General features: G+C 68.1%; 17 protein-coding genes. 4 read left to right on the top strand and 13 right to left on the bottom strand.

Annotated features, from left to right (window positions below):
- Nucleotides 1–35: 35 nt before the first annotated feature.
- The 8 genes from murB to A7D27_RS11055 form a co-directional block, all read right to left on the bottom strand.
- Complete coding sequence (gene murB, locus A7D27_RS11020) at nt 36–1055, bottom strand: UDP-N-acetylmuramate dehydrogenase (protein ID WP_069564898.1); 1020 nt, start codon at nt 1053–1055, stop codon at nt 36–38.
- A complete protein-coding gene (locus A7D27_RS11025; protein WP_069564899.1) occupies nt 1052–1513 on the bottom strand; it encodes a low molecular weight protein-tyrosine-phosphatase in 462 nt (153 codons plus the stop codon). The genes murB and A7D27_RS11025 overlap by 4 nt, the downstream gene beginning before the upstream one ends.
- A complete protein-coding gene (gene kdsB, locus A7D27_RS11030) occupies nt 1513–2277 on the bottom strand; it encodes a 3-deoxy-manno-octulosonate cytidylyltransferase (RefSeq protein ID WP_069564900.1) in 765 nt (254 codons plus the stop codon). Before kdsB ends, A7D27_RS11025 begins: the two co-directional genes overlap by 1 nt.
- Entirely contained in the window at nt 2277–2462 is a 186-nt protein-coding gene (locus tag A7D27_RS11035; RefSeq protein WP_069561688.1) for a Trm112 family protein, read from the bottom strand. The genes kdsB and A7D27_RS11035 overlap by 1 nt, the downstream gene beginning before the upstream one ends.
- A gap of 35 nt (nt 2463–2497) precedes the next feature.
- Nucleotides 2498–3502, bottom strand: coding sequence for a tetraacyldisaccharide 4'-kinase (gene lpxK, locus A7D27_RS11040; RefSeq protein ID WP_069564901.1), 1005 nt, complete (start codon nt 3500–3502; stop codon nt 2498–2500).
- Nucleotides 3502–3945 (bottom strand): biopolymer transporter ExbD, encoded by a 444-nt coding sequence (locus tag A7D27_RS11045; protein ID WP_044404945.1) that lies wholly within the window; start codon nt 3943–3945, stop codon nt 3502–3504. Before A7D27_RS11045 ends, lpxK begins: the two co-directional genes overlap by 1 nt.
- Entirely contained in the window at nt 3942–4577 is a 636-nt protein-coding gene (locus tag A7D27_RS11050; RefSeq protein WP_069561690.1) for a MotA/TolQ/ExbB proton channel family protein, read from the bottom strand. Before A7D27_RS11050 ends, A7D27_RS11045 begins: the two co-directional genes overlap by 4 nt.
- 72 nt (nt 4578–4649) lie before the next feature.
- On the bottom strand, nt 4650–6872 hold the full coding sequence (locus tag A7D27_RS11055; RefSeq protein ID WP_069564902.1) for a DNA internalization-related competence protein ComEC/Rec2: 2223 nt from the start codon (nt 6870–6872) through the stop codon (nt 4650–4652).
- A gap of 147 nt (nt 6873–7019) precedes the next feature.
- Here A7D27_RS11055 and A7D27_RS11060 point away from each other — a divergent pair, with 147 nt between their 5' ends.
- The gene (locus A7D27_RS11060; RefSeq protein ID WP_069561692.1) at nt 7020–7550 is read left to right on the top strand and encodes a DUF2062 domain-containing protein; all 531 of its coding nucleotides are present in this window, start codon (nt 7020–7022) and stop codon (nt 7548–7550) included.
- Nucleotides 7551–7613: 63 nt separating this feature from the next.
- Here the strand turns inward: A7D27_RS11060 and A7D27_RS11065 are convergent, their stop codons facing one another.
- Genes A7D27_RS11065 through A7D27_RS11075 form a run of 3 tightly spaced genes read right to left on the bottom strand, consistent with a single transcriptional unit; the run spans nt 7614 to nt 10795 of the window.
- A complete protein-coding gene (locus tag A7D27_RS11065) occupies nt 7614–8858 on the bottom strand; it encodes a lipoprotein-releasing ABC transporter permease subunit (protein ID WP_069564903.1) in 1245 nt (414 codons plus the stop codon).
- Between the two features lies 1 nt (nt 8859).
- Nucleotides 8860–9543, bottom strand: coding sequence for a lipoprotein-releasing ABC transporter ATP-binding protein LolD (gene lolD / locus A7D27_RS11070; protein ID WP_165664847.1), 684 nt, complete (start codon nt 9541–9543; stop codon nt 8860–8862).
- A 1-nt stretch (nt 9544) separates the two neighbouring features.
- Nucleotides 9545–10795, bottom strand: coding sequence for a lipoprotein-releasing ABC transporter permease subunit (locus A7D27_RS11075; RefSeq protein WP_069564904.1), 1251 nt, complete (start codon nt 10793–10795; stop codon nt 9545–9547).
- Between the two features lie 98 nt (nt 10796–10893).
- Between A7D27_RS11075 and A7D27_RS11080 the strand changes: the two genes are divergently transcribed.
- Genes A7D27_RS11080 through A7D27_RS11090 form a run of 3 tightly spaced genes read left to right on the top strand, consistent with a single transcriptional unit; the run spans nt 10894 to nt 12489 of the window.
- On the top strand, nt 10894–11475 hold the full coding sequence (locus A7D27_RS11080) for a PilZ domain-containing protein (protein WP_069564928.1): 582 nt from the start codon (nt 10894–10896) through the stop codon (nt 11473–11475).
- A 4-nt stretch (nt 11476–11479) separates the two neighbouring features.
- Complete coding sequence (locus A7D27_RS11085) at nt 11480–11773, top strand: phosphodiesterase (protein WP_069561697.1); 294 nt, start codon at nt 11480–11482, stop codon at nt 11771–11773.
- Nucleotides 11770–12489, top strand: coding sequence for a glycerophosphodiester phosphodiesterase (locus tag A7D27_RS11090; RefSeq protein ID WP_069564905.1), 720 nt, complete (start codon nt 11770–11772; stop codon nt 12487–12489). Before A7D27_RS11085 ends, A7D27_RS11090 begins: the two co-directional genes overlap by 4 nt.
- Before the next feature lie 224 nt (nt 12490–12713).
- Here A7D27_RS11090 and sthA read toward each other — a convergent pair whose 3' ends face one another.
- On the bottom strand, nt 12714–14108 hold the full coding sequence (gene sthA / locus A7D27_RS11095; protein WP_069561699.1) for a Si-specific NAD(P)(+) transhydrogenase: 1395 nt from the start codon (nt 14106–14108) through the stop codon (nt 12714–12716).
- A 117-nt stretch (nt 14109–14225) separates the two neighbouring features.
- Nucleotides 14226–14453 (bottom strand): (Na+)-NQR maturation NqrM, encoded by a 228-nt coding sequence (nqrM, locus tag A7D27_RS11100; protein ID WP_069561700.1) that lies wholly within the window; start codon nt 14451–14453, stop codon nt 14226–14228.
- Between the last annotated feature and the right edge of the window lies 1 nt (nt 14454).

A 14454-nucleotide genomic window follows, 5' to 3' on the forward strand; every position in this document is an offset into this window, starting at 1 on the left:
TCAACGCCGTCGGTATTCCCGCAGCCTGCCAGGGGTCAGAGCAGGTTGGGTTCCATCTCCAGTTCGACCCCGAAGCGGGCGGCGATGTCCGCCTGGATGCGCCCGGCCAGGGCATGGATCTCCCCACCGGTGGCCTGGCCATGGTTCACCAGCACCAGCGCCTGCAGGCGATGAACACCCGCATCCCCTTCGCGGAAACCCTTCCAGCCGGCCTTGTCGATCAGCCAGCCGGCGGCGAGCTTCGCCAGGCCTTCGCCCTGGGGATAGGCCACCAGGTCGGGGTACTGCTGGCGCAGCGCCTCGGCCTGGACGGCTGGCACCACGGGGTTCTTGAAGAAGCTGCCGGCGTTGCCGAGCTGGGCCGGGTCCGGCAGCTTTTCGCTGCGGATGGCGCAGATGGCGCGGCTGACATCACGCGGGGTCGGCGCGCTGATGCCTTCGGCTTCCAGGCGCTGGCGCACCGGGCCGTAGTCCAGGTGCAAGGCGACGGCGCGGCTCAGGGCGAAGCGCACGCGCAGGATCACCCAGCGGCCGGCCTCGCGCTTGAAGCGGCTCTCGCGGTAGCCGAAGGCGCAGTCGTCGAGGCCGAACTCGCGCAGCTCGCCGCTCTGGCGATCCAGGGCGGTGAGGCCGACGAAGACGTCCTTGATCTCCACCCCGTAGGCGCCGATGTTCTGCATCGGCGCGGCTCCGACCGTGCCCGGGATCAGGCTGAGGTTCTCCAGCCCGGCCAGGCCCTGGTCAAGGGTCCAGAGCACGAAGGGGTGCCAGGGTTCGCCGGCTTCGGCTTCGACGATGACGCGCCCGTCGGCCTCGGCCAGTACGCGGATGCCGCGGCTGGCCATGTGCAGCACCAGGGCGTCGAGGTCACGGGTCAGCAGCAGGTTGCTGCCGCCGCCGATCACCTGCAGCGGCAGGCCGCGCTCGGCGGCCAGGGCCAGCGCTTCGCGCACCTCGTCGTCGTTGCGGGCCTCGGCGAACAGGCGCGCCTGCACCGATACGCCGAAGGTGTTGTAGGGCTTGAGGGACTGGTTGTCGCGCAACTGCAGGCTCACAGGCGCTCCCGTATCTCTGCGATCAGGCCGTCGCAGGCCTGCTCCACCAGGTCGAGCACGGTTTCGAAGCCGTCTTCCCCGCCGTAGTACGGATCGGGCACTTCCTCGGTGGCCAGGCCATAGCGGCGCAGGAACAGGTCCGGGGCGTTGCCCCGGCCGGCGTGCAGGGCCTTGAGGTCGCGCAGGTTGGAGTGGTCCATGGCCAGGACCAGGTCGAAGCGCTGGAAGTCCTCGGCACAGACCTGGCGTGCACGCAGGGCGGAAAGGTCGTAGCCGCGCTTGGCGGCGGCCTGGCAGGTGCGCGGGTCCGGCGCCTTGCCGATGTGCCAGCCGGCGGTGCCGGCGGAATCCACTTCCACCCGGTCAGCCAGGCCGGCCTGTTCCAGCTTGCCGCGCAGGACGCCTTCGGCGGTGGGTGAACGGCAGATGTTGCCGAGGCAGACGAAGAGAACGCGCATCAGGCCCCCAGCAGGCGGCGGACCCGCTCCAGGTCTTCGGCAGTGTCGACACCGGCAGCCGGGGCTTCCAGGGCGTCGGCGACGTGGATGCGCACGCCGTGCCAGAGGGCACGCAACTGCTCCAGGCACTCGGTGTCTTCCAGCCAGCACGGGCCCCAGGCGACGAAGTCGTGCAGGAAGCCGGCGCGGTAGGCGTAGATGCCGATGTGACGGCGGTACGGCACGCCGGCCGGCAGGCTGTCGCGGTCCCGGGCGAAGGCGTCCCGCGCCCAGGGCAGCGGTGCGCGGCTGAAGGTCAGGGCCAGGCCGTTGAGGTCGGTCGCCACCTTCACCACGTTGGGGTTGAACAGAGCCTGCACCTCGCGGATGGGCTCGGCCAGGGTGGCGATACCGGCTTCCGGGTGGGCGGCCAGGTTGGCGGCCACCTGGTCGATGATCGCCGGGGGGATCAGCGGCTCGTCGCCCTGGACGTTGACCACGATGGCGTCGCCGGCCAGGCCCAACTGGGTGGCCACTTCGGCCAGGCGGTCGGTACCGGAGTTGTGGTCGACGCGGGTCAGCACCACCTCGGCGCCGAAGCCCTGGCAGGCCTCGACGATGCGCGCATCATCGGTGGCCACCACCACGCGCTCGGCGGCGCTGCGCCGGGCCTGCTCCCAGACGTGCTGGATCATCGGCTTGCCGCCGATGTCCTGCAGGGGCTTGCCGGGCAGGCGGGTGGAGGCGTAGCGGGCGGGGATGACGACGGTGAAGGCCTGGCCCATCACTTGTCCAGCCGTTCGTCGACGTTGAGGGTGCGGGCCTCGCCTTCGAGCATCACCGGGATGCCCTCACGCACCGGAAATGCCAGGGCGTCGTTCTTGCAGATCAGCTCGCTCTTGTCGTCGGCGAGCTTGAGCGGGCCCTTGCACAGCGGGCAGGCGAGGATGTCGAGCAGTTTCGGGTCCATGGGGGAATCCTTGGTGACCGCCTCGGGGGCGGGTTTCAGGGGCGGGCCGGCGCCAGTGCGGCGAGGCGCGCATCGAGCCAGCGGACGAAGCCGGCGGATGGTGCGGCGTCCACCGCCAGGTACCACCAGTCGGCGCCGGCGAAGGCCCGGCATTTGACCGCGTCCTTCTCCGTCATCACCAGGGGCAGCGGCGGGCTGAACTGCAGCTCGGCAGGCCCGAAGCGGGCGTGGTCGGCGAAGGCATGCGGAATCGGGCGCCAGTTTAGCGCCTCGAGCGTGGTGAAGAAACGCTGCGGGTTGCCGATGCCGGCCACCGCGTGCAGGGCCTGGCCGGGGGGGAAATGTTCGAGCCCGACGCGCTCGCCGCTGCGCAGGTTGACCAGTGCCGAGGGGTGCAGGCGGAAGCCGTGGGCGCCGTCGGGCCCCTCATCGACGCCGTTGTAGAGGACAGCATCGACGCTGGCCAGCCGTTCGGCGGGCTCACGCAGGGGGCCGGCCGGCAGGCAGCGGCGATTGCCGAGGCCGCGGGCGGCGTCGATCAGCACCAGCTCGATGTCCCGCGCCAGGCGGTAGTGCTGCAGGCCGTCGTCGCTGAGGATGAGGTCGAAGGGCCCCTCCTCCAGCAGCGCGCGGACGGCGCGGGAACGGTCGGGGTCGATCACCAGCGGCACGCCGCTGCGCTGGACGATCAGCAGGGGTTCGTCACCGGCGACGGCGGCGCTCTGGTCGGCCTCGACCCGCCAGGGCAGGTGCGGCGGCTCGGCGCCGTAGCCCCGGCTGACCACGCCGACGCGCAGGCCGCGCTGCCGGCAGTGCTCGATCAGCCAGAGGATCATCGGGGTCTTGCCGGTGCCGCCGACGGTGATGTTGCCCACCACCATCACCGGGACCGGGGCGCGGTAGATCTCGCCCTCGCCGGCCAGGAAAGCGGCGCGGCGGCGGGCGGCGATGCGGCGGTAGAGCGCTTCGAGCGGGCGCAGCAGGCCCAGTGCGGGATGGCCCCGGTACCAGGCCTCCAGCAGGCGGTCGGAGAAGGCCATCAGGGCTTCTCCGGCTGGGCCTCGACGGTGGTGATGCGCAGCTTGCTGAAGCCCAGCTTGCCGGCGGCATCCATGGCAGTGATCACCGACTGGTGAGTGGTCTTGGCGTCGGCGCTGATGATCATCGGCAGGCTGTTGTCACCGCCGGACTCCTTGCCCAGGGCATTCATCAGGGTGGTGAGGTCGTTCTTCACCAGCACCTGGCCGTTGAGGGCGTACTGCCCGTCGGCGCTGATGCTCAGCTCCAGAGTCTTCTCGGTGGTGGCCTCGGTGGGCGTGCCGCTGACCGCCTCGGGCAGTTCGATCTTCATCTCGCTGGGGCGGCTGAAGGTGGTGGTGACCACGAAGAACAGCAACAGCACGAAGATGACGTCGATAAATGAGGTCAGGTTGAGGAAGACTTCCTCGCGGGCCACGTTGCCCGCCCGACGGCGGAACTTCACGCTTTGTCTTCCTCTGCGAAGTCCACTTCACGGTCGCCCTGAGTCACTTCCACCAGCTTGATGGCGTCCTGTTCCATGGCCACCACCAGCTCGTCGACACGACGCAGGAGGAAGCGGTGGAAGAACACCGCGGGGATGGCGACCATCAGGCCGGCGGCGGTGGTGATCAGCGCCTTGCCGATACCGCCGGCCAGGGCCGGGGCGTTGGCCATGCCGTTGTCCATGAAGCCGCCGAAGATCTCGATCATGCCGAACACGGTGCCCAGCAGGCCGAGCAGCGGGCCCATGGCGGCGATGGTGCCGAGGGTGTTGAGGTAGCGCTCCAGCTCGTGGATGACGCGGGACGCGGCCTCTTCGATGCACTCCTTCATGATGTCCCGGCCATGCTTGGAGTTGGCCAGACCGGCGGCGAGCACCTCACCCAGCGGCGAGGAGGCGCGCAGCTCCTTGAGCTTCTGGCTGTTGAGCTGCTTGTCCTTGACCATGCGCCAGACCTGGCCGAGCAGTTGCGGCGGTGCGACACGGCTCTTGCGCAGCGTCCAGAGACGCTCGGCGATGATGGCGGTGGCGACCACGGAACTCAGAATGATCGGCAGCATCATCCAGCCGCCTGCTTTGACCAGCTCCCACACGGTGGTAAATCCCCTCGAAAAAAGTCGCGCAACTCTAGCACAGGGCACCGGGTGCGCCGACCGTCGCTGTTCTCATTTTTCCCGCCAGAAACGTGCCTGGCTCCGCAGTCCCGACACCTCGCCGTGGATGCCCAGGCGAATCAGCAGCGCGCCGGACTCGGCGGTGTCGTAAATAGCCGCCGGCAGCGCACGGTAACGCGCCAGCACCTGGGGATGGGGATGGCCGAAGGCGTTGCGCGCGCCCCGGGAGATCAACGCCCCGCGCGGCCGCACCGCCTGCAGCAGGCGCGCCGAGGAGGAGCTGCGGCTGCCATGGTGGGGCGCCAGCAGCCAGTCCGCCGCGAGGGGCTCGCCGCTGGCGACCCAGGCGGCCTCGGCGGCCTGGCCGAGATCACCGGTCAGGTGCAGGCGCTCGCCGTTGGCCTCAAGGGTGAGCACACAGGAGCGGTCGTTGCTGTCGCGGGCCCCGGGCCAGCGCCAGGTGCGCAGGTGCACGCCATCCCACTCCCACTGGCGGGCTTCGCAGGGCTGGGCGTTGAGACTGGGCGGCAGGCGCTCCACCTCGCCGCTGATCACCCGCGCCACGGACAGGGCACGCACCACCGCCTCGGCCCCGCCGGAATGGTCGTTGTCGGCGTGGCTCAGCAGCAGTTCGTCCAGATGCCGTACTCCCAGCCCACGCAGGGCCGGCACCACCACCCGCTCGCCCAGGTCGAAGCCGCCCTTGCGCGGGCCGGCGTCATACAGCAAGGCGTGCTGCTCGGTGAGCACCAGCACCGCCAGGCCCTGCCCGACGTCCAGCACGCGGACATCCGCCGTACCGGGCACGGGCCGCGGCAGGGGCGGCCAAACCAGCAGCACCAGCAGCAACAGCCCCGGCAGGCGAAAGGGCAGCGCCGGCGGCAGGATCAGCAGCAGACAACCCAGCAGCACCAGGGCCCAGGTCCAGGCCGCCAGCGCAGGCGCCTGCCAGGCAGGCATCGCCTCGGCGATCCAGCCTAATAGAAGGAAGAGCCCCTCCAGGGAAAGCCCCGCCAGCCACATCAGGCCTGCGCCCAGGCCGGGCACGGCGTGCAGGGCCGTGCCGGCCAGGGACAGCGGCACCGAGACCAGGCTGACCCAGGGCACTGCCACCAGGTTGGCCAGGGGGCCGCTGAGGCTGATGGGCAGGGCGAGGGCCATCAGTGCCGGGGTCAGCGCCAGGCTCAGGGCCCACTGTGCCCGCCACGCGCTGCGCCAGGCCGGTGGGCTGCCCAGGCGCCCAGCGAACACCAGCACCAGCAGCGCCACGGCGGCGAAGGAGAGCCAGAAACCCGCCTGCAGGGAAGCCAGCGGGTCCACCAGCAGCACGATGCAGAGCACCGCCAACAGCGGCGTGACCACCCCGAGCCGGCGGAAACGCAAGCGCCAGAGCAGCACCAGGGCGGTCATCAGGCAGGCGCGCTGTACCGGTACGTCGAACCCGGCGAGCGCCCCATAGCCGAGGGCACCGGCCAGGGCCAGCGTACAGGCACAGGGCAGCCAGGGCAGGCGCGACGGCCAGAGCCCGAGCCGGGCCAGGGCGGCGACGGCGCCGTACAGCAGCAGCGCCAGCAGGGAGATGTGCTGCCCGGAGATGACCATCAGGTGGACCGTGCCGGTGTCCTGCAGGTGGCGCCAGTCGCGGCTGCTGAGGCCGGAGCCGTCGCCGAGGACCAGTGCGGCGATGGTGCCGTTGCGGCCCCGCGCCTCGGCCTGGTGGATGGCCTGGCGCAGGTCGTCACGCCAGGCGCCAGGCCCTTCGGCCGCCATGAGCCGTTCGCCCGCCTTCACCGTCCCGGTGCCGCCGATATGCCGGGCCAGCAGCCAGGCCTCGTAGTCGAAGGTGTGGGGATTCACCAGGCCACGCGGGCGCCGGAGGGTGACGGCCAAGCGCCAGGTCTCGCCGCTGCGGACCTCCGGCCCGCCGTACCAGGACACCCGCAGCCGCCCGGGCAGGCGCAGCCCTTCGTTGATGGTGGGAACCAGTTCGAAGCGCACCACGCCGCCCTCCTGTTGCGGCAGGCCGACCACCTGCCCCTGCAGCCAGCGGGTAGTACCGTCCAGCGCCGGGTCGAGCCGGTCGTCGAGGGCGACCTGGGCGCAGTGGCAGGCCCAGGCGAAGCCGATCAGGGCAACGCCCAGTGCTCGCGTCCGCCAGGGCAGCAGTAACGTGCCGATCCCCACCAGCGCCAGCAACACCCAGCCGGGCGGCAGCACCGGCAGAAAGCGCAGCGCCAGCAGCCCGCCGGCCAGGGCCAGCCAAAGTCCTCGCATCCCCTGCCCTCCCTGGAGACGATGCGAACCCGAGGCACGCAGTTGAGCGGGTGCCTCGGGTTCGTTCATTTATCGACACAAAGTGTCCCGGCGGTGTCATGAATCCCTATGCATAATGACGGGCGCTTACGCCCGCCGAGACCGCCGATGCCGCGCCACCTCTTCAAACGCTACATGCCCAACCCGGACACGATCAGGGAACACAAATCCCTGCGCTTCCTCGGCACACTGCTGCACGACCCCAACCTCTGGCACCTCAATCGCCATTCCGTCTCGCGGGCCATGGCCATGGGGCTGTTCGCGGCGTTCGTGCCGATCCCCATGCAGATGCTGCTGGCCGCCGGTCTGGCGGTGCTGGTCAGGGCCAACATGCCTATCTCGGTGGGGCTGGTGTGGCTGACGAACCCTATCACCATGCCGCCGATCTTCTATTGCACCTACAAGATGGGCGCCTGGCTGATGGGGGTGGCGCCGCGCACGCTGCCGGACTCGCTGACCTGGGCGTGGATCACCGAGGAGCTGTCCACGCTGTGGCAGCCCTTCCTCCTGGGCTCGCTGATCTGCGGGGCAGTGCTGGGTGCGCTGGGCTACCTGCTGACGATGTTCTACTGGCGCTGGTGGGTCGCCCGCAGTTGGCGCTCGCGGCAGCGTCGCCGCCGTGAGCGCAAGGGCGCCTGACACCGGGAAACGAAAACGCCGCATCACTGCGGCGTTTTTTCGTCTGCAACACCCGGGCGGGAATCACTCGTAGCGCAGGGCCTCGGCCGGGTGGGTCTGGGCGGCACGCCAGGCCGGGTAGAGGGTGGCGAGGAAGCTCATCAGCAAGGCCGCCCCACAGACCATCACCACATCGCCCACCTGCAGGTCGGACGGCAGGTAGGCCACGAAGTACACGTCGGAACTGAAGATGTGCAACCCGGTGGCACGCTCCAGGGCGGCGATCCAGGTGCTGACATTGAGCGCCGTGATCACGCCGAGCAGGGTGCCGATCAGGGTGCCGACGCTGCCGATGACGCTACCCTGGACCATGAACACGGCCATGATCTGCCGCGGCGTGGCGCCCAGGGTGCGGAGGATGGCGATGTCGGCGCGCTTGTCGGCGACCACCATGATCAGCGTGGCGATGATGTTGAAGGCGGCCACAGCGACGATCAGCATCAGCAGCAGGCCGATCATGGTCTTTTCCATCTTCATCGCGCTGAACAGGCTGCCCTGGGTGTGGGTCCAGTCGTCGGCCCGATAGCCCGCGCCCAGTTGCCGGACGATCTCGGCGGACACCTGGGGCGCCTGGTACAGGTCCTTGAGGGCGATGCGCACCCGCTGCACGGTACCTTCCGGCAGGCGCAGCACGTCGGAGGCGTCGGCGACGTTGATCAGCGCCAGGGTGCTGTCCAGTTCGGCGCCGACCTTGAACACGCCCACCACATTGAAGCGCTGCATGCGCGGGGTGATGCCGCCCGGAGCGCTGCTCAGCTCGGGGACGATGAGGGTCAGCTTGTCGCCCACCGAGAGGCGGAAGCGCCGTGCGGTGATCTCGCCGATGACGATGCCGGATTCACCGGGACGCAGGTCCCGCAGCGAGCCCTGCACCATGTGCTGGCCGATGATGGAGACCTTGGGTTCTTCCGCCGGGTCGATGCCGTTGATCTGCACCGGCTGCATAAGCCCCTTGAAGGAGAGCATGCCCTCCAGCTCGGCGAACGGCGCCACGCCGGTGACGCTGCGGTTGCGCGAGGTGGCTTCGGCCACCTGGCGCCAGTCGGCCAGCGGCCCGGGCCCGGAGAGGGTGGCGTGAGGCACCATGCCGAGGATGCGCGAGCTCATTTCCTTCTGGAACCCGTTCATCACCGAGAGCACCACGATCATCGCCAGCACACCCAGCGCCAGCCCGATCATCGAGGTCAGGGAGATGAAGGAGATGAAGTGATTGCGTCGCTTGGCGCGCACGTAGCGCGCCCCGACGAAGACGGCGAGCGGTCTGAACATGTCAGGCAGCCACCAGCCGGCCGTCTTCCAGGCGCAGTACGCGGTCCATCTGCCGGGCCAGTTGCGGGTCGTGGGTGACCACCAGGAAGGCGGTGCGCGACGACTGGCTCAGTTCCAGCATCAGTTCCTGGATGCCCTGGGCGGTGTGCTGGTCGAGGTTGCCGGTGGGCTCGTCGAGCAGCACCAGCGCCGGGTTGTTGACCAGGGCCCGGGCGATGGCGACGCGCTGGCGCTCGCCACCGGAGAGCTCCGCCGGCTTGTGCGTCAGGCGATGGCCGAGGCCGACGCGCTCCAGCAGCGCGGTGGCGCGCTGGCGGGCCTCGGCGATCGGCGTGCGGCCGATCAGCAGCGGCATGCAGACGTTCTCCAGGGCGGTGAACTCCGGCAGCAGGTGGTGGAACTGGTAGACGAAGCCGAGGGCGCGGTTGCGCAGCAGGCCACGGGCGCGTTCGTTGAGGGCGGAGAGCTCTTCGCCGGCCAGCCAGACGCTGCCGGTGGTGGGCACGTCGAGGCCGCCGAGCATGTTCAGCAGGGTGCTCTTGCCGGAGCCGGAGCTGCCGATGATGGCCACGCGCTCGCCAGGGTTCAGCTCCAGTTCGACGCCGCTGAGCACCTGCACGGACTGCGGGCCTTCCTCGTAGCTCTTGGCGATGTTGCGGCAGCTCAGCACCGCGCGGTCTTTCACGTCACTCATAACGAAGCGCCTCAGCAGGCTGGGTGCGGGAGGCACGCCAGGCCGGGTAAAGGGTGGCGAAGAAACTCAGGATCAGAGCAGCGCCGCAGACCAGGACCACGTCCTCCAGCTTGAGCTGGGAGGGCAGGTAGTCGATGAAGTACACCTCGGCGCTGAGGAATTTGTGGCCGATCAGCTGCTCCAGGCCGTCGATGGCGGCGCTGATGTTGAGGGCGGCGAGCACGCCCAGTACGCAGCCGATGGCGGTGCCGACCACGCCGATCACCGTGCCCTGGACCATGAAGATGCCCATGATCTGCCCCGGCGTGGCGCCGAGGGTGCGGAGGATGGCGATGTCGCCCTTCTTGTCGGTCACCACCATCACCAGGGTGGAGATGATGTTGAAGGCGGCCACGGCGACGATCAGCAACAGCAACAGGCCGATCATGGTCTTCTCCATGCCGATGGCCTGGTAGAGGTTGCCGTGGGTGCGGGTCCAGTCGCGGGCGTAGAAGTCCTCGCCCTTGAGCTGCCCGGCGATCTGCCAGGCGATCTGCGGGGCCTGGAACAGGTCGTCCAGCTTGAGCCGCAGCCCCTGCACCTGCTCGGGTTTCCAGCGGTGCAGGCGGGCGGTGTCCTGCAGGTTGGTCAGCGCCAGGAAGCCATCCAGCTCACCGGCGCCGACATGGAACAGGCCGACCACGGTGAAGCGCTTCATGCGCGGGAAGACCCCGGCCGGCGTCACCGAGACTTCGGGGAGGACGATGGTGACCTTGTCGCCCATCTTCACCCCCAGCTTGGCGGCGGCACGGTCGCCGATGACGATGCCGAACTCGCCCGGGCGCAGGTCCTGGATACTGCCCTGCTGCATGAAGTTACCGATGATCGACACGGCACCTTCGAGGTCGGGCTCCACCGCATTCACCAGCACCTTCTGCACCTGGCCATTGCTGGTCAGCAGGCCCTGCATCTGGATGTAGGGCGCCACGGCGGCCACGCCCGGCTGTTGCCGGACCTGCTCGGCGAGGGTCTGCCAGTCGTTGATCGGCACGGCGGATTCGAGGGTGGCGTGGGGCACCATGCCCAACACGCGCTCGCGCATCTCCCGGTCGAAGCCGTTCATCACGGACAGCACGAGGATCATCACCAGCACGCCGAGGGCGAGGCCGATCATGGACGTCAGCGAGATGAATGAAACGAAGTAACTGCGACGTCTGGCGCGTGTGTAGCGTGCGCCGATAAACAGGGGCAGCGGTCTGAACATAGGGAAAGTCGTTCGCGGGCGAAGAAGGAAACGTCCTTGTGGCGGGGCTTGGCAAGCAGCGTTTACACTCTGACCACCACTGCTGCCATGGGTTCGCCATGTCGACACGAGACGCGGATGATCGCCGCGAATACTACCGCATCGAAGACACGATCGCACTGGAATTCACGCCGCTTTCCAGTGCCCAGGCGCAGGCTGGGGAAGCCCTCCAGGACCCTTCCCCGCTGTTCAACCTGCTCAGCGACCTGCACCTGATGGACTTCGAGTCCCAGCACCTGTTGCGCCACATCGCCGAGCGTGACCGCACCCTGGCCAACTACCTGAAGGTGATGAACAAGCGCATCGACCTGTTGGGCCAGGCAGTGGCCCAGAGCCTGATGCGCGACATCGGCCCGCCCCGGCAGGTGACGCTCTCCGAAGGCGGCGTGGGTTTCGTCACGGCGCAGGCGTTCGCAGAAGGCGCCCACCTGGCGATCAAGATGGTGCTGATGCCCCAGGCGCTTGGCCTGCTGCTGCGCGCGGTGGTGATCCACTGCAAGCCGCGCGAGGACGGCCAGTACGAGCTGGGCACCGAATTCGAAGCGCTGACTGACGCACAGCGCCAGTTGCTGGCCCGGCATATCCTGCAGAAACAGGCTCAGGTCCGTCGCCTGGCCCGCCAACGCCCGTCTTCAGGATGAATCCATGTTGCGTCTGCTGCTTCTGCTCTGCCTCGCCCTGCCCCTCCCCGCCCTCGCCGACACCCTGGAAATTCCGCTGGGCCAGCAAGGCGACAGCGGTACCCCGCTGCCTGCGCGCGGTGAGTCGCAACGCGCCGTGCTGGAGCGCTTCGGCCTCCCGGACGAGGAACACCCGGCTGTCGGCAAGCCGCCGATCGCCCGCTGGGACTACCGTGAGTTCTCCGTCTATTTCGAGAGCGGCCGCGTGATCGACAGCGTTCGCCACCACCAACCCCGCAACCCCGAGGTTTCCCAGTGACCCTGATCTACGGCCATCGCGGCGCCAAGGGCGAATGCCCGGAAAACACCCTGGCCAGCTTTCAGCAATGCCTGTCCCACGGCGTCAAGCGTTGCGAGCTGGACCTGCATCTGTCCCGCGACGGCGAGCTGATGGTGATCCATGACCCGACCCTCAAGCGCACCACAGGCCGCCGCGGCAAGGTGGTGGAGCACGATGCCGATGAACTGGTGAAGTACGACGCGCGCCAAGGTGGCCCGGGCTGGGTCAGCCCCTGCCCCATCCCGCGCCTGTCCGAGCTGTTCGAGCACTGCGACTTCGAGCATTGGCAACTGGAGGTGAAGAGCGCCTCCCGCGTGCGCGCCGCGCGTACCGTGCTGGCGATCCAGGAATTGGCCGAGCACTACGGGTTGATGGACAAGGTGACGGTCACCTCCAGCTCCCGCGAGGTGCTGCGCGCGCTGAACAGGCTGACGCCGAAGCTGTCCCGCGGGCTGGTTGCGGAATACGCCTGGCTCGATCCGCTGAAGGTCGCTGCCCATCACGGCTGCAGCCTGCTGGCGCTGAACTGGACCCTGTGCACACCGGAGCGCATGCTGCGGGCTCAGAAGCAGGGGCTGCACGTATCGGTGTGGACGGTGAACGAGCCGGCCCTGATGCGGCGCCTCGCCGACTTCGGCGTAGACAGCATCATCACCGACTTCCCTGGCGTGGCGGTGAGCACGTTGCCACGATGAAGCCTCGTTGTTCCCGGGCTGAAGCCCGGCTACGTACGGCTTGGGCAGGCGGTGGGCTGAAGCCCACCCTACGGTTGACAGCAGACACGAAAAAACCGGCCAGTTGGGCCGGTTTTTTTCATGGGCGCTGCCTGATCAGAAGCTCTCGCGATTAGGCCAATGCCAGTTGGCCGGCTCCCCGAGAGGGTCCTCCCCGGCCGGTTCAGGCGCCCGGCCGGTGCCGCTCAAAAAAGCCGGTTGAGGCCGTCGAACGCCGCCACCCGATAGGCTTCCGCCATGGTCGGGTAGTTGAAGGTGGTGTTGATGAAGTACTTGATGGTATTCGCTTCACCCTTCTGGTTCATGATCGCCTGGCCGATGTGGACGATCTCCGAAGCCTGGTAGCCGAAGCAATGCACGCCGAGCACTTCCAGGGTCTCGCGGTGGAACAGGATCTTCAGCATCCCCACCGGTTCCACGGCGATCTGCGCACGGGCCATGCCCTTGAAGAAGGCCTTGCCGACTTCGTAGGGGATCTTGGCCTGGGTCAGTTCCTTCTCGTTCTTACCGATGGAGCTGATCTCGGGGATGGTGTAGATGCCGGTGGGCACGTCATCGACGAAGCGCCAGCTATCGTTCTCCACAGCGCTCCCGGCAGCGGAGCGGCCCTGGTCGGCGGCAGCGCTGGCCAGGCTAGGCCAGCCGATCACGTCACCGGCGGCGAAGACGTTGCTGACCTCGGTGCGGTAGTGTTCGTCGACGCTGATCTGGCCACGGCTGTTGACCTTGATGCCGATGTTCTCCAGACCCAGGCGGTCGGTATTGCCGGTACGGCCGTTGCACCACAGCAGGCAGTCGGCCTTGATCTTCTTGCCGGACTTCAGGTGCAGGACCACGCCGTTGTCCACCCCTTCGATGCGTTCGTACTCCTCGTTGTGGCGGATGAGCACGTTGTTGTTGCGCAGGTGGTAGCTGAGGGCATCGGAGATTTCGTCGTCGAGGAAGCTGAGCAGTTGGTCGCGGTTGTCGATCAGGTCCACCAGCACGCCCAGGCCACTGAAGATCGAGGCGTATTCGCTACCGATCACCCCGGCTCCGTAGATGATGATCCGGCGCGGGGTGTGGGTCAGGCCGAGGATGGTGTCGCTGTCGTAGATGCGCGGGTGGGTGAAGTCGACGTCGGCAGGGCGGTAGGGGCGTGAACCGGTGGCGACGATGATCTGCTTGGCCACCAGGCGCTCCACCACGCCGTTCAGGCACACCACTTCGATGGTCTGCTCGTCATGGAAGCTGCCGGTGCCGAAGAAGGTGTCGATGCGGTTGCGGGCGTAGTAGCCGGTGCGCGAGGCCACCTGCTTGGCGATGACCTTCTCGGCGCTCTTGAGCACGTCGGGGAAGGAGAACCAACGCGGCTCGCCAATCTGGCGGAACATCGGGTTGGTGTTGAACTGCATGATCTGTCGGACGGAGTGACGCAGGGCCTTGGAAGGGATGGTGCCCAGATGGGTGCAGTTGCCGCCGACTTCGCGGCGGCTGTCCACCACGGCGACCTTGCGGCCCGCCTTGGCGGCGTTCATTGCCGCACCCTCACCCGCCGGGCCGGAACCCAGCACCACTACGTCGTAGTTGTAGACAGCCATGCTTACTCCTCATACACGGACCGAGGGTCGTCAGCGCCCCCGGCGGGGCCACGGCACCAGCGGCCGTGGCAATTCGAATTCGGCGCGCAGCTTAGTCACACTGCATGGCGCTGCACATTAGCGCTTGGTCGCGTCGTAGGCGAGTTCCGCATCCACTACATCGCCAGTGCGATTGACCTCCTCGCACTTTTCGCGATTGCCACCACAGATCGAGCATTCCTTCTCGATTCCCAGGTTGGCGATGCCACCGCAGGAACCGGCGATGGGCTTGCGCCCCATGATCACGCCAACGGCCATGCCCAGCACCACCAGCAGCATGATCAGGAAGACCAGTAGCCAAGTCATG

Origin of the sequence: Pseudomonas sp. 1D4 (assembly GCF_001728925.1) — a bacterium.
Taxonomy (GTDB): Bacteria; Pseudomonadota; Gammaproteobacteria; order Pseudomonadales; family Pseudomonadaceae; genus Metapseudomonas; species Metapseudomonas otitidis.

Excerpts from the sequence above, each read along its gene's own strand:
- lpxK (WP_069564901.1), bottom strand. The coding sequence starts at position 3,502 with ATGGCCTTCTCCGACCGCCTGCTGGAGGCCTGGTACCGGGGCCATCCC.
- nqrM (WP_069561700.1), bottom strand. The coding sequence starts at position 14,453 with ATGACTTGGCTACTGGTCTTCCTGATCATGCTGCTGGTGGTGCTGGGC.
- kdsB (WP_069564900.1), bottom strand. The coding sequence starts at position 2,277 with ATGGGCCAGGCCTTCACCGTCGTCATCCCCGCCCGCTACGCCTCCACC.
- A7D27_RS11035 (WP_069561688.1), bottom strand. The coding sequence starts at position 2,462 with ATGGACCCGAAACTGCTCGACATCCTCGCCTGCCCGCTGTGCAAGGGC.
- A7D27_RS11055 (WP_069564902.1), bottom strand. The coding sequence starts at position 6,872 with ATGCGAGGACTTTGGCTGGCCCTGGCCGGCGGGCTGCTGGCGCTGCGC.
- A7D27_RS11025 (WP_069564899.1), bottom strand. The coding sequence starts at position 1,513 with ATGCGCGTTCTCTTCGTCTGCCTCGGCAACATCTGCCGTTCACCCACC.
- A7D27_RS11080 (WP_069564928.1), top strand. The coding sequence starts at position 10,894 with ATGTCGACACGAGACGCGGATGATCGCCGCGAATACTACCGCATCGAA.
- A7D27_RS11085 (WP_069561697.1), top strand. The coding sequence starts at position 11,480 with ATGTTGCGTCTGCTGCTTCTGCTCTGCCTCGCCCTGCCCCTCCCCGCC.
- sthA (WP_069561699.1), bottom strand. The coding sequence starts at position 14,108 with ATGGCTGTCTACAACTACGACGTAGTGGTGCTGGGTTCCGGCCCGGCG.
- A7D27_RS11060 (WP_069561692.1), top strand. The coding sequence starts at position 7,020 with ATGCCGCGCCACCTCTTCAAACGCTACATGCCCAACCCGGACACGATC.
- A7D27_RS11065 (WP_069564903.1), bottom strand. The coding sequence starts at position 8,858 with ATGTTCAGACCGCTCGCCGTCTTCGTCGGGGCGCGCTACGTGCGCGCC.
- A7D27_RS11075 (WP_069564904.1), bottom strand. The coding sequence starts at position 10,795 with ATGTTCAGACCGCTGCCCCTGTTTATCGGCGCACGCTACACACGCGCC.